This window comes from Polaribacter sp. SA4-10 (assembly GCF_002163835.1).
GTDB lineage: Bacteria > Bacteroidota > Bacteroidia > Flavobacteriales > Flavobacteriaceae > Polaribacter.
The window spans coordinates 2,542,573-2,560,858 of record NZ_CP019331.1; the positions used below are offsets into that span (position 1 = coordinate 2,542,573).

Below are 18,286 nucleotides of genomic sequence, written 5' to 3' on the forward strand. Positions count from 1 at the left end.
CAGGAGTTTTTTTATGGAAATAATTTATAAATATCGTTTCGTTTCATAAAACGGGCAATTGTAATTGTTTCTTCAGAATAAAAAATTCCTAATCTATAATCACCAATTCTAATTCTATAAGCTTCTGGATGGCCAGAGATTGCTTTTACATTTTTAATGTCTGATAAATTTTCAGCTATTTTTAAATTAGCCACAACTTCAGCTAATTTCAGTTTTAACTTACTGTTTTTAATTTTGTTTACATCTTTTAAGGCCTGACGTAAATAAATAATTTCCATTATTTTAAGGCATTTAAAAACTCTTCCTCGCTAACTGTATCGGTTCTATCTGCTTGTTGCATTAAAAGTAAAAGGCCTAAATCTTCTTTTTGTTCTTGTGTTAAGCGATCTAATTGTTCTTTTTCTTTCGATTTTACAAACAATTCAATAGCTTTTTCCATCAAGGCTTTCACACTTAATCCTTCAAAAGCTGACAAAACTTTTAGTTTGGTAAGAATAGTATCATCTATTTCTATTAATTTTTTCATTTTGTATGGTTATATTTAGATAGCTATAGTACAAATATATAATATATATACTATATATAAGTGTATGTATATATAAAAAAAATCCAAAAGAATTTTCTTTTGGATTTTTTACTTAATATTTTAAAATAACGAATTTGTAAATTCGTGGTAATTTAATTACTCAACCAATTTTATAGCACTCGCTACAAATCTTCCATCTACAACATCACCCGTAATTTCTGCTTTTCTAACAACTTCACAAAAACCTGTATGTTCATCATGAGCATCGCCAAAATCATCAATATTAAAACCATCAACAAAATAAGCTTGGTTGTTAATACGAACAGCCAAACTACATCCATCTTCAGAATCTAATTCAAATTGACATTGACCACAAGAAACTTCTGCAACTTGTTTGATTTCTTTTTTGTTTCCACAAGAAAAAGCAATCATAAATAACGATAGTAAAAGTAATTTTTTCATAATTATATATTTAAAATAGTTCTCGCTACAAAATTTTTTGGTTCTCAAAAATGTACTCGAACTGACATTACATATTTTTACTCGGTTTCTGCCACATCGAGTAATTTTGATTTTCATCAAAATTGTATCGAGATGTTTTTTATTCTATTTAGTTGTTTTTTACACAACAGTAAGACTGAAAAATGGCCACTGCAAACTGCTTACTGAATATTATTTTCCTCCCCAACTATCACGTAATCCAACAGTTTTATTGAATACTAAATTGTCTGAAGTAGCATCATCATCCACATTAAAATACCCTAAACGTTGAAACTGAAAACGTTCTCCAATTTTTGCAGTTTGCAAACTTGGTTCTACAAAAGCAGTAATAATTTCTAAAGAATTCGGATTTATAAACTCCATATAATCTTTGTCTTTATGTGCGTCTGGAGCTTCATCTAAAAACAATCTATCATAAGCTCTAACTTCTGCTTTAACAGCGTGTTTTGCAGAAACCCAGTGCAAAGTACCTTTTACTTTACGTTTGCTTTCTTCAGTATCCATTCCAGATTTTGTTAATGGATCATACGTACAATGAATCACAGTAATTTCCCCATTTTCATCTTTTTCACAACTTGTTGCTGTAATAAAATAGGCATTCTTTAAACGAACTTCTTTACCTAATTTTAATCGAAAGAATTTCTTATTTGCTTCTTCTCTAAAATCTTCACGTTCAATATAAACTTCTCTAGAAAAAGGAACTTCTCTACTGCCAAAGCCCTCTTCATAATCATTATAATTAGCAATTAACATTTCCTCTTTTCCTTCCGGATAATTATCAATAATTACTTTTACAGGATCTAAAACTGCCATCACTCTTTTGGCAGTATTATTTAAATCTTCACGAATCTTAAATTCTAATAAAGCAACATCAATTACATTTTCACGTTTAGAAACACCAACAGTTTCAATAAAACTCTTTATTGCATTTGGTGTATAACCACGTCTTCTTAAACCAGAAATTGTAGGCATTCTTGGATCATCCCATCCAGAAACAATATTCTTTTCAACCAAAGTCAACAATTTACGTTTACTCATAATTGTATAACTCAAATTCAAACGAGAAAACTCGCGTTGTTTTGGCGGATTTGGAAATTCAGATTTACTGTATTCATATACATTATCTCTAAACCAATTATATAAATCTCTATGAGGTTTAAATTCTAAAGAACATAAAGAATGCGAAATTTGTTCTAAATAATCACTTTCTCCATGCGTCCAGTCATACATTGGGTAAATACACCAATCGTTACCAGTTCTGTGGTGTTCTTTGTACATAACTCTGTACATTAAAGGATCTCTTAATAGCATGTTATCACTAGCCATATCAATCTTTGCACGCAACGTATGTTCACCTTCTTTAAACTTTCCATCTTTCATTCCTTGAAACAATTCCAAGTTTTCTTCTACAGCTCTATTTCTAAAAGGACTGTTTGTTCCAACTTGAGTAGGAGTTCCTTTCTGAGCTCTCATTTCTTCAGATGATTGGCTGTCTACATACGCTTTTCCATCTTTAATCAATAAAATAGCCCAGTCATACAATTGCTGAAAATAATCTGAAGAATACAATTCATTTGCCCATTTGTAACCTAGCCAAGAAATATCATCTTTAATGGCATCTACATACTCCTGCTCTTCTTTTGCAGGGTTTGTATCGTCAAAACGTAAGTTTACTGGCGCGTTGTATCTTTCACCCAAACCAAAACTAATTCCAATTGCTTTAGTATGTCCAATATGCAAGTAACCATTAGGTTCTGGCGGAAAACGAAAACGTAAATTTTCTTTTGGCATTCCATTTGCCAAATCTTCTTCAATAATTTGCTCTAAAAAATTGAGCGATTTTTTCTCTTCAGACATCATTTATACGCTATAAATTAAGCAACAAAATTACATAAAATACTTTATAGGTATTTAGCATTTGTAACAAAATTGTAAATTCAGCATCTAATAGATAAACACAACAAACTATGAGCGATCAAATAAGAAATTACACGTGCCCAAAATGCAATAGCAAAACCTATAAATTGGGTCAAATGCGAGCAACTGGAGGTACATTATCAAAAATTTTCGATATTCAAAATCAGAAATTTACCAGTGTAACTTGTGAGCGTTGTACCTATACAGAATTTTACAAAACCAAAACCAGTGCAATTAGCAACGTTTTCGACTTTTTTACGAGTTAATTTTTGGGCGTTACTTTATCCTGAAGGCATTCAGGACCAAGGTCAGGCTTTACACTATAGTTTTTTTTATGCTGAATTTAGTTCAGCGCAAAAAAAAGCTGCCGTTTCAATCCTTAACGCAGGCATTTATTTCCATTTAAAGTCATTATAATATAATTTATAGCCTATTTTTTATCGTAAATTTGCTACTTATTAAAAAATTGTAAAAGATTAAAATATAATTAAATGGGCATAATACAGGTAAACAATATTAAACTCCATGCATTTCACGGGTGTTTAGAAGAAGAGTCTAAAATAGGTAGTGAATACAGCATTGATGTTCAGGTAGTGGCTGATTTAAGAAAATCTGCAAGAACAGACAAATTATCAGATACAGTAGATTATGTTCATTTAAACCATGTTGTAAAAGAAGAAATGGCCATTCGTTCAGAACTATTAGAAGAAGTTGCACAACGTATCTTAAATCGCTTATTTAAAGAAATTAGAAAGATTAAAAAAGCAAAAGTTTCTGTTGCAAAAATTAATCCACCAATAGGAGGAAACGTAGAAGAGGTTGTTGTAATTCTAACAAAAAAACGATAAGAGTAAAAAATACTTGTGGTAATTGTAAAATTGATTAAATTTGCAATCCTTTAAAGAAAATTAGGGTGTCTTGGCCGAGTGGCTAGGCAATGGTTTGCAAAACCATGTACAGCGGTTCGAATCCGCTAGACACCTCAAAAAAAACTTCAACCTTTGGTTGAAGTTTTTTGTTTTTCACCAACTTTAATTTAACAATACTGATTTCGTTAAACTTGGAATGTACTTATAATTATAAAAAAACAAGAAAGTCAAAATTCTATCTTCTACTCCTATTTTTTTCTGTAAAAAGGAATAATTAAAAAGTATAAATTATTTAATTTTAGTATGCTAGTCCTCCTTTTTTAAAAAAAGTTAACCCTGCCTTAGGAAATACCATTTATCAACAAATAACTAGTAAAGAGCACTTTATTTAAAGTTTATAAGCTGTAAATCAACGAATTTAAATGTCTATTTATCGAAAAATTCCATAAAAAAAAGCATTCAATAGTACTTTTGGTTAACAAACCAAACCAAACTATAAATTATGTTTTTACAGATTTTACCAGCAGACAAAGTATCAACAGTTCAATTAGTTTTCGAAAATCAATTAGTATTTGTTATTTTAGGATTAGCAATATCTGTTTTTACAATTTTGAAAATCACAAAGTTTTTAAGTCAATTAAGATTTACTTTATAATAATCAATGTATTACACTTATTTTTTGTGCTAAATTTTATGGTGTAGTGAAATTGTATGAGAAATAAATAGATATTTAAATCCGTTTAAAGGTCTTTAAATACAACTCACCTGAATTAAACAACCTTTTATCGAAAAAACAAGGTTACGAGTTGACCCTGTTGATACCTTTGAAGTATCAAATTAAAACTATAAATTATGTTTTTACAAATTTTACCAGCAGACAACATAGCAACAGTGCAATCTGTTTTTGAAAATGAATTATTATTTGTGGTTTTAGGATTATCAATATCTGTTTTCATAATTTTGAAAATTATAAAGGTTTTAAGTAAAATAAAACTTACGAGTACTTCTGCTAAACCAGGTTTTTCTTCTTAAGAAATTACTTCAATTTTTTTACTTCTTTTTTTAAGAAAATCTTTAGATAGTTCTTAACAAAAAATTATATATTTTTCTGCATCTTTGTATTCTATGTACTCATATAAAATGAGTCTTACTATCTTACAATTATTAAATAATTCTTTTCATAAGCAATTATTATAATTTTAATTTTATAGAATGAAGATTTACCCCATAGAAACTGGAAAATTTAAATTAGATGGAGGTGCAATGTTTGGCGTTGTTCCTAAAACTATTTGGCAAAAAACAAATCCGGCAGACAGCAACAATTTAATAGATATGAGCATGAGGTGCATGCTTATAGAAGATGGTAATCGATTAATTTTAATTGATACTGGATTAGGTGCTAAACAATCAGATAAATTTTTTGGCTATTATTTTCTCTTTGGAGATTTTTCTTTAGATACTTCTTTGGCAAAATATGGTTTTCATAGAGATGATATTACAGATGTTTTTTTAACCCATCTTCATTTTGATCATTGTGGTGGCGTTATAGAATGGAACTCTACTAAAACATTATTACAACCCGCTTTTAAAAATGCACTATTTTGGTCTAATCAAAATCATTGGAAATGGGCTACAGAACCAAATCCAAGAGAAAAAGCATCCTTTTTAAAAGAAAATATAAACCCAATAAAAGAAAGTGGACAACTAAACTTTATCCACAGAAATGCAAAAGACCAAATTGGTTTTGATGTATTATTTATGGATGGTCATACAGAAAAACAAATGTTACCAAAATTAAATTATCAAGGTAAAACAATTGTTTTTATGGCAGACTTATTGCCAACAGTTGGGCATATTCCTTTGCCTTATGTTATGGGTTATGATACAAGGCCTTTACTTACTATTAAAGAAAAAGCAGCTTTTTTAAATGAAGCAGCGGATCATAATTATTACCTTTTTTTAGAGCATGATGCTGCAAATGAAATCTGTACTGTAAAGCATACAGAAAAGGGAGTTAGATTAAAAAACACACATAAATTTATAGATATATTTAATTAAGAGAAGAGAGATATGAGAATTTTAAAGCCTATTTTTTATACAGCCATAGCTAGTTTAATTTTTACAAGTTGTAAATCATCAATTTCAACAATAGCTGTTCCTGCAGGGTCAGATGCAATTGTAAATGTTACCGCTAAAAAAGGAACTTTATCAGAAGATGAAAAGAACAGATGGAGTCATGCAGATTTAGAAAAAGATTCTATTCCTGGTATGAGTATTGCAAAAGCATACACTTTTTTAGAAGGTAAAAAAGGAGTAATAGTTATTGTAGGTATTGCAGATTCTGGTATAGATGTAGCGCAAGAAGATTTAAAAGAGGTTGTTTGGACAAATACAAAAGAAATTGCAGGTAATAATAAAGATGATGATAAAAATGGATATATAGATGATATTCATGGGTGGAATTTCTTAGGAAACAAAGAAGGTAAAATTGTAAATGCAGATCAATTAGAAATTACTAGAATTGTAAAAACAGGAATGAATAAATTTGGAAATAAAAAAGCATCAGAAATAGCTGAAGCTGATAAGACTGAATTTGAAGAGTTCTTAAAAATTAAAGAGGAGTTTGATAAAGTTGCCACTGCAAAACAAGAAGAAATTAGCAACTTAAAAAAGACAGAAGAGAGAATCAATCAAATTGAAGCTAGTTTTATTGCAGTCAACAAAATTGTAGGAAAAGAAAATAGTACACTAGAAGATTTAAAAGGTATTAAACCAGAAAATCCAGCAGCAGCTGCACAAATTGCAGATGTTACAAATCTTTTAAAAAACGGAATGTCTCAATCTGGAGTTAAAGAGTATAAAAAAAGACTTTCAGAGTATCTTAAAAAGCAAGAAGAAGGTAAAAGCTATGATTTAGATTTTAATGCTCGTCAAACTTTAGGAGACAATTTATATGATATAAATGATAAATTTTACGGAAACAATAATGTGATTGGTTCTAAAGATTTAGAAATTCATGGTACTCACGTTGCAGGAATTGTAGCTGCATCTAGAAATAATAATAAAGGTGTAAATGGTGTTGCTAATAATGTAAAAATTATGGCTGTAAGAGTTGTTCCTGATGGAGATGAGCATGATAAAGATATTGCCTTAGGAATTAGATATGCAGTAGATAATGGCGCAAAAGTTATTAATACAAGTTTTGGAAAAGGATATTCACCAAACAAAGAATGGGTGTATGCAGCTATAAAATATGCAGCTAAAAAAGATGTGTTAATTGTAAATGCAGCAGGTAATGATGGTGCAAATATAGATGTTAAAAAAACGTTTCCTAATGACTCTAAAGACTTATTAAGTGAAATTTCAGACAATGTTATTACAATTGGAGCAATGAGTTTGCATTATGATGAAAAATTACCAGCTTCTTTTTCTAATTATGGTAAAATTAATGTAGATGTTTTTGCACCGGGTGTAGATATTTATTCAACATTTCCTAAAGATGAATACCAAGCAATTAGTGGTACTTCTATGGCGGCTCCTTCTACTGCAGGTGTTGCTGCTTTGGTGCGTTCTTATTATCCAGAATTATCTGCAAGTCAGGTAAAACATATTTTAATGAATTCTGGAGTAAAAATCAATTTTGATGTTATTAAGCCAGGTACAAAAGATGAAAAAGTTCCTTTTGCAGATTTATCCGTTTCTGGTAGAATTGTAAATGCTTACAATGCTTTAAAAATGGCAGATAGAATTGTAAACAGAAAATAAATAATAATAATTACAAAAAACGCCGAATTAATTTTCGATGTTTTTTTTATTAATACTAATTTAAAATAAATTATAATGAAAAAAATATTCTTGTTATCCTTTTTGGCAATCCTGCTAATATCTTGTGGTCAAACAAAAAACATTGTTACTAACCAAAAAGTTGTGTCTAATGCTACTTATTGGCAACAACGTGTAGCGTATAAAATGGATATTGATATGAATGTGAATAATTATCAATACAAAGGAAAACAAGAGTTGGTGTATACAAATAACTCACCAGATGATTTAAATAAAGTGTTTTATCATTTATATTTTAATGCATTTCAACCGGGTTCTCAAATGGATGCTAGATCTAGAAATATTAAAGATCCTAGCACAAAAATTGGAAACAGAATTAGTAAGTTATCTCCTTCGGAAATAGGATTTATAAAAGTGAATTCTTTAAAACAAAATGAGGTTGCTGTATCTTATAAAATCGTTGGAACAATTTTAGAAGTAACATTAAATAAGCCAATTAAATCTGGAGAAAGTGTAACGTTTAACATGAATTTTGATGCGCAAGTTCCCGTGCAAATTAGAAGATCTGGAAGAAATAATAAAGAAGGAGTTGCACTGTCTATGTCTCAATGGTACCCAAAAATGGCAGAATATGATTTTGAAGGTTGGCATACACCACCTTATATTGCTCGTGAATTTCACGGTGTTTGGGGAGATTTTGATGTAACACTTCATATTGATAAAAATTATGTTGTTGGAGGTACAGGATATTTGCAAAATCCACAAGAAATTGGTTTTGGATATGAAGATAAAAACAAACCATTAAAGATCCCTTCCGGAGAAAAGTTAACATGGCATTTTAAAGCGCCAAATGTACACGATTTTATGTGGGCAGCAGACCCAGATTATATTCATGATACTTTAAAAATGGAAAACGGAATTGATTTACATTTTTATTACAAGAAAAACTTAGATAAAAAGTATCTGAAATACTGGAAAGATTTACAGCCAAAAACGGCAGAATTAATCACGTACTTTTCTGAAAACGTTGGTCAATATCCATACAAACAATATTCTGTAATTCAGGGTGGAGATGGAGGAATGGAGTATGCAATGGCTACTTTAATTACGGGAGAACGTAAATTTGGAAGTCTTTTTGGAGTTACAGCACATGAAATGGCACACACTTGGTTTCAGTTTTTATTAGCATCTAATGAAAGTAAGCACCCTTGGATGGATGAAGGTTTTACAAGTTATATTTCATCAAAAGCAACTAATGAAATCTTACAGGAAGGAAAAGAAAATCCAAATACAGGTCCTTATAGAGGTTATAATTACGTTGTAAAAAACGGAATTGAAGAAACGCTTTCTACGCATGCAGATAGATACGATTCAAACACAGCTTATGGTGTTGCAAGTTATACGAAAGGAAGTATGTTTTTATCGCAATTAGAATATATAATTGGTCAAGAAAATACCGCAAAAGGAATTAAAAAATACTTTACAGATTTTAGTTTTAAACACCCTACTCCAAATGATGTAAAACGTTCTATGGAAAAAGTTTCTGGGCTAAATTTAGATTGGTATTTAAATGAATGGACACAAACTACGCATACAATAGATTATGGAATTAAATCTGTTGAAGGAACAACAATTACTTTAGAAAGAATAGGTCAAATGCCAATGCCAGTAGATGTTGAGGTTGTTTATATAGATGATACTAAAGAAAGTTTTAATATTCCTTTAGAAATGATGCGTGGCCATAAACCAACTTCTGCTAAAGTGTTAACAGATTGGGGTTGGACAAATCCAACATATACTTTTAAAACTTCAAAAGAAGTTAAGTCTGTGGTGATAGATAAATCTGGATTAATGGCAGATATCAATTTAGAGAACAATACTTTTGGCGAGAAAAAAAAACAATAGTCAATTTTAAATCATTTGTTTCTTATGTAAAAATAGGAGTAAAACATGTTTTAAAGCTTTCACTATATAATTATATCTTATTTTTAACTTTATTAGTTGCTGTTCTCAGTTTTAAACAATGGAAAAAAATACTTTGGTTAGTTGTTTCTATTGCTTTTAGTTACTCTTTTGGAATGGTATTGGTAGCTTATGGTCATTTTATACCAAAAATAGATATAATTAGGTTTTTAATTCCTTTTACTATTTTTATGCTTGCAATATTTAATATTTTATCAATAAAGAATATACTTAGAAGCAATGGAAAACAGGTATTGTTGTTCGCAATTTTATTTGGTTTTTTTAATGGATTAGGGTCTTCTGGTGAACTTATGTTGCAGGTTCAGAAAAATGAAAGCGAGTTAGTTCCTATCATTGAAGTTGTTTTAGGAGCAGGTACTTCTCTGCTAATAGCTGTTTTAGGATTGTTAACTGTATTTACAGTACTTAGAAAGATACCTAGATTTGATAAGAAAATTTTAATTTTAGCTTTTTCAATAGTTGTTTTAGGTTTATCAGTACCACTAATGTTTGGTCAAATTTTTAATTAAATAATCAAATGAATTAACGCTAAAGAAAACACATAAAAAAAGCGAGACAAATGTCTCGCTTTTTTTTACGTTGAAAATTTCAATTTAAAACCCAGTTCCTGGTGCCTCTGGAGAAGCAGCTTGTGCTTTTTGTGGGTTTAAAATTAGATAGGTTCCTAACGCAGTTAAAGCTGCATATTTACCGTAATTTCCTATTTTTTTAATTGCTTGTTTACGCGTAATTTCTTGAGCTTTATCTTGAGTTTTTTGGTTTTGTTTTTTCATGCTATTTTGTCTTTAAAATTACCGTTATTATTCTAATATTATTTTCTTACTTAAGTTCCCTTTATCAGTCTTAAGTTTTACAACATAAACACCTGTGGCTAATTTTGGTAAAGCAATGTCTTTTACTCCATTAGATTTAAAAGAGGTGTTGAATACCTGTTTTCCTAAAAGATTAAATAAAGTAACATTGGTTTTACTATTGTTTTGCAAGCCAGTAATTCTTAAAGTACTTGTATCGGTTTTAAAGACACTAACATTTTCTAACCCAATATCTTCTATCGTTAAAGTACTTCTAGAAGTATGTATATAAAATCTTCCAATTCCGTTTAAAGTAGTAGAAGGTGTAATTTTATAAGCACTATTTGCCTCATCTAAACGTGTGAATGTGTTAGTAGCTCTATCTTCTAAAAATATTTTTAGATCAGAAGTAAAGTTTGAAGCATTTAAAGAGAATGTAATTTCTACATCAGCTGCTGTATTAACTCCAATAGGTACCACCATGTTTTCATAATTAGAATTTGGTAAGGTTTGTATTGCAAGGTTTTTACCTTTGTTATCTAAAACTAGTTGCGTATAAATAGCAAAGGGATTAGAAACTCCAGTAAATAGAGAGCTATCATAACCATCATCAAAACCAGTAGTTTTATTTTCTATGTAAAAAATTTCTGCGCTTTTTATAGTTGTACCCTCTTTAATAGATAACTTAATTTCTGGCCTGTTTTCTTGCTTTAAAAAAGTACCTCCACCACTATGAGTTTGCATCGCTTCCAATAAATTTACAGTACCTGTAGCTAAAGCTTTTACAAAAAAACCTTGTCCTGGAGCTATTTTATATGCATTTGCAAAATTCTTTGTAATGTATTCACCAACATTACTATTCGCTTTTGAATCCCATAACCAAATAGTTGGTTCAGCCAATATTCCTATTGAATTATTACTTAAAAATGTACCTCCATCTATATATGATGTATACGGGTTTCCAATGGCGTTATATTGATCACCAGTTGCATTAACAGTAATAGCTACACCAGCATTGTTCGTGTTTAGTGTTCCAACAAAATCTAGCGCAATTCCATTAGGTATAAGAGCATGGTCGAGTTTTAAAGTATACCCTTTTCCATTGGTGAAAGCACCAGGTGTATCACCTTCTGAATAATAAGCCCATTTAGCATTTACTCCATTCGTGTTTATATAAGGAGCAATACCTCGTTTTGTTCCATTCTTAGCCATGCCAGGTAAAAAACCAGCAATGTTGTGTCCGTTTACAGGAGATGAAATTAAGTGCCAAGCTTTACTAATATCAGCATTAGCAGTTACAAATCTCAAATATGTAACATTACCAGTAGCAGTACCTTTTACAATTAAGGAACCATTTGTTGTAGCATCAGATTTTATATTAAAAGTACCGTTTTGAGTTAGGTTTCCATCCATAGTTAAAGAACCACCTTCATTTACAGTTAAAGTAGCACTTGCATCAATTGTAATATTATTAGCAACTGCTACTGTACTAGAACTTATTATAGGACTGTTCGTTACATTTGGAATTACAGGGCTACTTGTTGCTGTTGGAACAGAATTTGAACTCCAGTTAGTAGCTGTTGCCCAATCTGTATTTGTAGTACCTGTCCATGTAGAAGTACTAATATTAGAGGTAAGGGTAAGATATAATTGTGAAAAACTGGTAGCATTACTACAACTACCACCGTTTATTTGAAATTTATAACTACCACTTACAGGGGCAACAAACCCTGTTATTTGGCCATCATCTCCACAGCCATCCGTGCTAAAGGCAACAGCGCTATTAGAAGGGGCGTATATAGTAATTTCACTATCGTAAGGAGTGTTACAATTATCAAATGTATATGTATGTCCGGCTACCACATTATTAATTGTCATATATTCGCCGCCCCACATACTGGCAACTTGGACTCTATTTCCAACTGCTAGTGATGAGCTATCAAATTGTGTACCATTATTATTTTGAAGTGGACATTGTGCGGATAAAAAATGTGAACAAAGCAGAAAGATGCTTAAAAGTATCGTTTTTTTCATTTTATTTGTAGGGTTTTTAAAGTATTTTTGACAACTATAAAGTATTTTAAGCTGTTTGTACTGATTAATAAATCACAATTTGTAGTTTTGGATAAATTTTAGCTAATGAAATTAAAAATTATTTTTAACAGTAGCTTTATTGTATTAGTTACTTTTTTTTTTTTAGGTTGTTCTAAAAACTCGAATAAAGAGTTAATATACCTTTCTGCAAATGAACTTCATATAGCAAACATTTCATTAGAAAAAGACATTGTACACGATTTTTTTTCACCTCCCGTAGCTAGTAGAATTTACCTATACCCAAACTTAATTGCTTACGAGGTACTCGCACAAAAAACAGATAAATATGCTTCTCTTCAGGCGATATTTCCAGATTTCCCTGTGATTCATAAATATGATTCTGAAAAGACGAGACCTTTAGCAGCATTATACTGTTTCTATGCTGTAGCCAATGAACTTGTTTATACAAACAAAAATCTTTTATTAGAAATAGCGCGTTTAGATAGTACTTATGCAGACCTTCCAGAATTAAGTAAAATAAAAAAATATACAAATGAAGTCTCTAAACAATTATTTTCTTGGATGAAAGAAGATGGATATGATTTAACCAGAAATATGGGAAATTACACGCTTTTAAAAACGAAGGGAAGTTGGAAGCCAACCCCTCCAGATTTTTTGGATGCTTTAGAACCAAATTGGGGTAAAATGCGCCCACTTGTTTTAGATTCAGCATCACAGTTTAGGTCAGTTCCACCTATTCCTTACGATTTATCTGAAAATAGCGAATTTAAAAAAGAACTGTTAGAAGTTTATGAAATTGTAAAAAACAAAACAGCAACTACTATTGCAATAGCAAAATTTTGGGACTGCAACCCAATTATTGTAGTTCATAATGGGCATTTTTCTTATTCTGAAAAAAAGTTGACTCCCGGAGGACATTGGATGAATATTTGTAGATCTGCAGCAATTAATACAAAACAAGATATTGAAGCAACTGCTTACGCATACACTTCTTTAAGTATAGGGATTTTTGATGCATTTATTGGCTGTTGGGATACAAAATATGCTACAGATTATATTCGTCCAGTAACGGTTATTCAAAATGAGATAGATCCAAGTTGGTCAACAATCCTAGTAACGCCTAATTTTCCAGAATACACAAGCGGACATAGTGTAGTTTCTAAAGTAGCTTCTATGACACTTACAGCTTTTTTTGGAGAAAATTACGCGTTTACAGATTCTACAGAAGTTCCTTATGGGATGCCTCCAAGATCATTTAAATCCTTTCAAGACGCTTCAGATGAAGCAGCAATTAGCCGTTTTTACGGAGGAATTCATTATAAAACAGGTATTTACAAGGGTGTTAAACAAGGAGAACTCATAGGGAATATTGTTCTTGAAAAATTAAAAAAATTAAATAATGAAACTGATTAACCTTTCTTATATAGTACTACTTTTTTTACTTTTTGCATGCGTAGGTAACGAAACCATTGAAAATGGCACTAAAAAAATTTCTTTTAGTAAAAATAAAAACACTCTTTTTACATTGCTATCAAAAGAAGATAGTGGCTTTTATTTTTTAAATGAAGTAAATCAAACCGAAGACGTAAACGTTCTCACTTATGAGAATTTTTTTAATGGTGCAGGCGTAGGAATTGGAGATATTAACAATGATGGATTGCCAGATGTTTTTATGACCGGAAACCTATTTGGAGGTAGGCTATATTTAAATAAAGGAGATTTAAAATTTGAGCAAATTTCAGAAAGTGCAAACATTTTTATTCCTGGATTTACAACTGATGTTTCTTTTGTAGATATTAATAATGATGGATTTCAAGACATATATCTATGTCGTTCCTTAACTATAGACCCCGAAAGTAGAAAGAATGTTCTTTTTATTAATAATAAAGATAACACTTTTACAAATATGGCAGATGCTTATGGTGTTGCTGATACTGGGTATTCAAATCAATCAACTTTTTTTGATTATGATAATGATGGAGATCTTGATCTATTTGTAATGAACCACCGTAAAGATTTCGAAAATGCGCAAACAATCTACCAAACAGATACTGCAAAAGGAAATGTAGTTCCGGGTCATTCATTTTGGGATGACGCATCTGCAGATAAGTTGTATCGTAATAACGGAAATAATAGTTTTACAGATGTTACAAAAAAATCAAAAATTATTAATAACGATTTTAGTTTGAGTGCACTTGCCACTGATTTGAATGATGATGGACTTATAGATCTTTATATTTCTAATGATTTTGTATCGGTAGACCATGCATATATTAATAAAGGAAATGGTGTTTTTAAAGATGAAATTGCGAGTATGTTTGCTCATATTCCGCTAAGTGCAATGGGGTCTGACATTGCCGATATTAATAACGATGGCTTTCTCGACTTATTTAATGTAGATATGAGACCTGAAGACAATTTTAGGCAAAAACAGCTAAAAAAACAAGGAACTTTTGATAATACAAAACTTGCCGAAAATTATGGATTTCACCGTCAAGTGAGTAGAAACATGTTGCAATTAAATAATGGCGACGGAACATTTAGTGAAATTGGTCAATTAGCTAATGTTGCTTATACTGATTGGAGTTGGTCTCCTTTATTTGCTGATTTTGATAATGATGGTTGGCAAGATTTATTTATAGCAAACGGTCATTACAAAGATATTACTGATCTCGATTACTTAAAGTATCAATCGGTAGAAGAGGTTAATCGTGCTGGAGGACTTGACCATGTTAAAAAAATAGATTTGATTAACTTGATGAAAAGCACCAAGATTAAAAATTATGCTTATAGTAATCAGAGAAATCTTCAGTTTGAGAACAAAACCAAAGAATGGGGGCTAGACAATCTTTCTCATTCTAACGGCAGTGCATATGTAGATTTAGATTTAGATGGCGATCTTGAGTTAATTGTAAACAACTTTAATCAAGAAGCTTTTCTATATAAAAATAACGCAATAGAACAAGGAAAAGGAAATTATCTTACAGTAGTTCTTAAGGGAAAAGATGGAAACCTAAATGGGTTTGGATCTAAAGTAACACTAACAACTAGTAAAGGTTTTCAAGTTAGAGAATGTACGCCATATAGAGGTTTTCTTTCCTCTAGTGATGCTTCCCTTCACTTTGGACTTGGCGAGGTTTCGGAAATAGAAAAATTAGAAATTAATTGGCCCAATGGAAAAAGCGAAACCATTAAAAATATAAAATCAAATCAACGATTAATTGTAAATATTTTAGATGCAAAAGATTCAAGAATCAACAATGTTGTATCTAAAACGTATTTTACACAACTTAAAAATAAAACAAACTTTAAACATACAGAAAGTAACTATAATGACTTTAAACAAGAACCTCTTTTAGAGTATTTTCAATCTAATAAAGGCCCTATTTTAGAAATTGCTGACGTAAATAATGATGGTTTCAATGATTTTTACGTAGGTGGAAGCTCTGGATATTCAGGAACTCTTTTTATTCAAGAAAAGAATGGAACATTTACAAAGAAAATAACTCCAGATTTTGTTTCTGATAAATTTTATGAGGATGGAGGTTGTGCATTTATAGACGTAAATGGAGATAAATCATTAGATCTATATGTTTCAAGTGGTAGTAATGAGTTTTATAACGGAAAAAATTTACAAGACAGATTATACATAAATGATGGCAAAGGAAATTTTGTAAGATCTATAAATTTGCTTCCTACTATTTCTACTTCAACTTCTTGTGTGAGCCCTATCGATTTTGATAATGATGGAGATTTAGATTTATTTGTTGGTGGTTTTGTAAAGAAAAATGAATATCCACTTTCTAACAAAAGTTGGTTGTTAAAAAATGAAAATGGTCGTTTTAAAGATGTTTCTAATTTGCTTCCAAATAATGGAAAACTTGGAATTGTAAATGATGCTATATCAATAAACTCTAACAGTTTAATGGTTGTTGGAGAATGGATGAAGATCACTCAATTAAATAAGAATAATAAAGGATTTTTTGAAAAAGAAAGTAATAATGGATTAGAGAATACATCTGGTTGGTGGAACACTATTAAGGCTCATGATTTTGATCAAGATGGCGATTTAGATTTTATTGTTGGAAATAGGGGTAATAATTCTATGTTTAAAGCCAGTGTTGAGCATCCTGCAAAAATATACTATGGTGATTTTGATTCAAATAAAGATCTTGATGCAATTCCCTGCTATTACAATCCTATTGAGAAGAACTATTTTCCAAAGGCAGGATTAGATCAACTTTTTATGCAAATGAAAGGTGTTCGAAAAATTTTCCCTAATTATACTTCGTATTCTCGTGCATCTTTGAATCAAATAATCCCTGACCAAAGTCAGTTTTTTATGTCTCAAACCTCTGCATCTGTATATGTTGAAAATCTTGGGAATGGTAAGATGTCTGTACAAGAATTACCTATTCAAGCTCAATTTTCTTACGTTCATGATATACTTATAAAAGATGTTAATAAAGACGGAGAGAAGGATGTTGTTTTGGTTGGAAATAACTTTGGGGTAGATGTAAATATAGGAAAATCTGACGCGAGTAAAGGATTAGTTTTACTTAATAAAAAAGGTGAATTTAAGGCTCAATCTCCTTTGGAAAGTGGTTTTTCTACAGGTAATTTTGATACTCGAAAAATCATTCAAATATCTGATGAAATTGTAATTGTATCGACAAATGATGGACCCTTGCTTTTTTATAGAAATAAGTAAATAGAATGAGTTGAGTTATTTTTTATGAGTATCTAAAGTAAATAAATAATAGTCATTTTTAATAAAAAAGCAGCACATGAATAAGTGCCGTTCAATAATCTTAATATATTTTATTAGCTTCTAGAACGAAAAGAATCTACTAATGCAATAATATAATTAACAAAACTCTAAAGTTGCATATTTTTTATAGATTAATTTTTTGTTATATTTCTATCAGGTACTACTATGCTAATAGCTGTTTTAGTATTGTTAACTGTATTTACAGTACTCAGAAAGATATCTAGATTTGATAAGAAAATTTTTATTTTAGCTTTTTCAGTAGTTATTTTAGGTTTATCAGTACCACTAATGTTTGGTCAAATCTTTAATTGAGAGTTTCAAAACACTAATGAATAAATTCATCAATTTTATCATTTGGGATAAAGCCTTTTAGCATTAAAAAGACACCACAAACAATTAGAATAATGCCCATTATTCTTTTAACTTTATAAATAACTTGAGGTGTCATTTTGTTTTTTAGTTGTTTCGCTAAGAGTATTTTTCCTAAATCTGTAATTGCATATCCTAAAATTACGGTTGCAAAATACCAAAAAATACTTGTAGGATTCATGTCTAAAGTGGGTCCAACTACTACTACAATTCCTAACCAAAAAGCTAAAACCCCAACATTTATAAAGTTTAAAAAGTACCCTTTAAAGAAAAGCTTTAAGTAATTATTCTTTATAGGTACTTCAATAATATTAGATTTCTCTAAAGCTTCTTTTTTATTTTGCTTATTAAAATAAGTAATTAATCCATATATGATAAGCACTAAACCCCCTATAAAGAAAAGCCTTGGATCGTCTTTAATTTTTTCTAATAGCGATCTACTTCCGTAATATGCTATCAAAATAAAAGTAACGTCCCCTAAAATTACACCTAAATCAAAAGCAATAGCAGCCCTAGCACCTTTAAAAATACTGGTTTGAATAAGTTTAAAAAATACTGGGCCTATCATGAAAGCCATGAAAAAACCAATTAAAAAAGCATTTTTAAAGTCGTAAATATCCATTGTCTAAAAATACTGTTATTTAATTGAAGGGTAAAAAGAAAGGATGGAAAAACCATCCTTTCTGAATAAAAAATCTATTTGTTAATTTTGAATTCGTTT

General features: G+C 30.3%; 17 protein-coding genes and 1 tRNA gene. 11 read left to right on the forward strand and 7 right to left on the reverse strand.

The features are described from left to right. Positions 1 to 11: 11 nt before the first annotated feature. The 4 genes from BTO04_RS11145 to BTO04_RS11160 all read right to left on the reverse strand — a co-directional run bounded on the left by BTO04_RS11145 (position 12) and on the right by BTO04_RS11160 (position 2,884). Positions 12 to 278, reverse strand: a complete 267-nt coding sequence (locus BTO04_RS11145; protein ID WP_087564567.1) for a type II toxin-antitoxin system RelE/ParE family toxin — start codon at positions 276 to 278, stop codon at positions 12 to 14. Next, positions 278 to 526 (reverse strand): hypothetical protein, encoded by a 249-nt coding sequence (locus BTO04_RS11150; protein ID WP_087564568.1) that lies wholly within the window; start codon positions 524 to 526, stop codon positions 278 to 280. Before BTO04_RS11150 ends, BTO04_RS11145 begins: the two co-directional genes overlap by 1 nt. Positions 527 to 682: 156 nt before the next feature. Beyond that, positions 683 to 988, reverse strand: a complete 306-nt coding sequence (locus tag BTO04_RS11155) for a DUF6370 family protein (RefSeq protein ID WP_087564569.1) — start codon at positions 986 to 988, stop codon at positions 683 to 685. 210 nt (positions 989 to 1,198) lie between these two features. Continuing rightward, positions 1,199 to 2,884, reverse strand: a complete 1,686-nt coding sequence (locus BTO04_RS11160) for a glutamine--tRNA ligase/YqeY domain fusion protein (RefSeq protein ID WP_087564570.1) — start codon at positions 2,882 to 2,884, stop codon at positions 1,199 to 1,201. 110 nt (positions 2,885 to 2,994) lie between these two features. Between BTO04_RS11160 and BTO04_RS11165 the strand changes: the two genes are divergently transcribed. From BTO04_RS11165 to BTO04_RS11200, 9 genes are all read left to right on the forward strand, one after another. Then, positions 2,995 to 3,210, forward strand: coding sequence for a zinc ribbon domain-containing protein (locus BTO04_RS11165; RefSeq protein WP_087564571.1), 216 nt, complete (start codon positions 2,995 to 2,997; stop codon positions 3,208 to 3,210). 225 nt (positions 3,211 to 3,435) lie between these two features. Further along, positions 3,436 to 3,792, forward strand: a complete 357-nt coding sequence (folB, locus tag BTO04_RS11170; RefSeq protein WP_087564572.1) for a dihydroneopterin aldolase — start codon at positions 3,436 to 3,438, stop codon at positions 3,790 to 3,792. A gap of 64 nt (positions 3,793 to 3,856) precedes the next feature. Beyond that, positions 3,857 to 3,927: transfer RNA gene (locus BTO04_RS11175), tRNA-Cys, on the forward strand. Positions 3,928 to 4,315: 388 nt separating this feature from the next. Beyond that, positions 4,316 to 4,468, forward strand: coding sequence for a hypothetical protein (locus tag BTO04_RS15225; protein ID WP_157662458.1), 153 nt, complete (start codon positions 4,316 to 4,318; stop codon positions 4,466 to 4,468). Between the two features lie 197 nt (positions 4,469 to 4,665). Then, complete coding sequence (locus BTO04_RS11180) at positions 4,666 to 4,845, forward strand: hypothetical protein (protein ID WP_087564573.1); 180 nt, start codon at positions 4,666 to 4,668, stop codon at positions 4,843 to 4,845. A gap of 180 nt (positions 4,846 to 5,025) precedes the next feature. After that, positions 5,026 to 5,871, forward strand: coding sequence for an MBL fold metallo-hydrolase (locus BTO04_RS11185; RefSeq protein ID WP_087564574.1), 846 nt, complete (start codon positions 5,026 to 5,028; stop codon positions 5,869 to 5,871). A gap of 12 nt (positions 5,872 to 5,883) precedes the next feature. Continuing rightward, a complete protein-coding gene (locus BTO04_RS11190) occupies positions 5,884 to 7,578 on the forward strand; it encodes a S8 family peptidase (RefSeq protein WP_087564575.1) in 1,695 nt (564 codons plus the stop codon). 75 nt (positions 7,579 to 7,653) lie between these two features. Beyond that, complete coding sequence (locus BTO04_RS11195; RefSeq protein ID WP_157662459.1) at positions 7,654 to 9,501, forward strand: M1 family metallopeptidase; 1,848 nt, start codon at positions 7,654 to 7,656, stop codon at positions 9,499 to 9,501. A gap of 32 nt (positions 9,502 to 9,533) precedes the next feature. Continuing rightward, positions 9,534 to 10,088 (forward strand): HupE/UreJ family protein, encoded by a 555-nt coding sequence (locus BTO04_RS11200; protein WP_302849215.1) that lies wholly within the window; start codon positions 9,534 to 9,536, stop codon positions 10,086 to 10,088. 84 nt (positions 10,089 to 10,172) lie between these two features. On the opposite strand, the gene BTO04_RS11205 is transcribed toward BTO04_RS11200, so the two are convergent. Beyond that, positions 10,173 to 10,352: a hypothetical protein gene (locus tag BTO04_RS11205; RefSeq protein ID WP_087564577.1), complete on the reverse strand. Its 180-nt coding sequence runs from the start codon at positions 10,350 to 10,352 to the stop codon at positions 10,173 to 10,175. Between the two features lie 27 nt (positions 10,353 to 10,379). Continuing rightward, positions 10,380 to 12,404, reverse strand: coding sequence for a T9SS type A sorting domain-containing protein (locus BTO04_RS11210; protein ID WP_087564578.1), 2,025 nt, complete (start codon positions 12,402 to 12,404; stop codon positions 10,380 to 10,382). A gap of 105 nt (positions 12,405 to 12,509) precedes the next feature. Between BTO04_RS11210 and BTO04_RS11215 the strand changes: the two genes are divergently transcribed. Together BTO04_RS11215 and BTO04_RS11220 are read left to right on the forward strand one after the other, a co-directional pair. After that, positions 12,510 to 13,838, forward strand: coding sequence for a vanadium-dependent haloperoxidase (locus BTO04_RS11215; RefSeq protein ID WP_087564579.1), 1,329 nt, complete (start codon positions 12,510 to 12,512; stop codon positions 13,836 to 13,838). Further along, positions 13,825 to 17,136: a VCBS repeat-containing protein gene (locus BTO04_RS11220; protein ID WP_087564580.1), complete on the forward strand. Its 3,312-nt coding sequence runs from the start codon at positions 13,825 to 13,827 to the stop codon at positions 17,134 to 17,136. The genes BTO04_RS11215 and BTO04_RS11220 overlap by 14 nt, the downstream gene beginning before the upstream one ends. Positions 17,137 to 17,521: 385 nt before the next feature. Here the strand turns inward: BTO04_RS11220 and BTO04_RS11225 are convergent, their stop codons facing one another. Then, positions 17,522 to 18,187: a LysE family translocator gene (locus tag BTO04_RS11225; protein WP_087564581.1), complete on the reverse strand. Its 666-nt coding sequence runs from the start codon at positions 18,185 to 18,187 to the stop codon at positions 17,522 to 17,524. Positions 18,188 to 18,286 lie beyond the last annotated feature (99 nt).

Bases quoted from the DNA above. Each gene is read 5' to 3' on its own strand.
- BTO04_RS11185 (WP_087564574.1), top strand. From the start codon at position 5,026: ATGAAGATTTACCCCATAGAAACTGGAAAATTTAAATTAGATGGAGGT.
- BTO04_RS11210 (WP_087564578.1), bottom strand. From the start codon at position 12,404: ATGAAAAAAACGATACTTTTAAGCATCTTTCTGCTTTGTTCACATTTT.
- BTO04_RS11155 (WP_087564569.1), bottom strand. From the start codon at position 988: ATGAAAAAATTACTTTTACTATCGTTATTTATGATTGCTTTTTCTTGT.
- BTO04_RS11195 (WP_157662459.1), top strand. From the start codon at position 7,654: ATGAAAAAAATATTCTTGTTATCCTTTTTGGCAATCCTGCTAATATCT.
- BTO04_RS11215 (WP_087564579.1), top strand. From the start codon at position 12,510: ATGAAATTAAAAATTATTTTTAACAGTAGCTTTATTGTATTAGTTACT.
- BTO04_RS11190 (WP_087564575.1), top strand. From the start codon at position 5,884: ATGAGAATTTTAAAGCCTATTTTTTATACAGCCATAGCTAGTTTAATT.
- BTO04_RS11160 (WP_087564570.1), bottom strand. From the start codon at position 2,884: ATGTCTGAAGAGAAAAAATCGCTCAATTTTTTAGAGCAAATTATTGAA.
- BTO04_RS11150 (WP_087564568.1), bottom strand. From the start codon at position 526: ATGAAAAAATTAATAGAAATAGATGATACTATTCTTACCAAACTAAAA.
- BTO04_RS11205 (WP_087564577.1), bottom strand. From the start codon at position 10,352: ATGAAAAAACAAAACCAAAAAACTCAAGATAAAGCTCAAGAAATTACG.
- BTO04_RS15225 (WP_157662458.1), top strand. From the start codon at position 4,316: ATGTTTTTACAGATTTTACCAGCAGACAAAGTATCAACAGTTCAATTA.
- BTO04_RS11220 (WP_087564580.1), top strand. From the start codon at position 13,825: ATGAAACTGATTAACCTTTCTTATATAGTACTACTTTTTTTACTTTTT.
- BTO04_RS11165 (WP_087564571.1), top strand. From the start codon at position 2,995: ATGAGCGATCAAATAAGAAATTACACGTGCCCAAAATGCAATAGCAAA.
- BTO04_RS11180 (WP_087564573.1), top strand. From the start codon at position 4,666: ATGTTTTTACAAATTTTACCAGCAGACAACATAGCAACAGTGCAATCT.
- BTO04_RS11225 (WP_087564581.1), bottom strand. From the start codon at position 18,187: ATGGATATTTACGACTTTAAAAATGCTTTTTTAATTGGTTTTTTCATG.
- BTO04_RS11145 (WP_087564567.1), bottom strand. From the start codon at position 278: ATGGAAATTATTTATTTACGTCAGGCCTTAAAAGATGTAAACAAAATT.
- folB (WP_087564572.1), top strand. From the start codon at position 3,436: ATGGGCATAATACAGGTAAACAATATTAAACTCCATGCATTTCACGGG.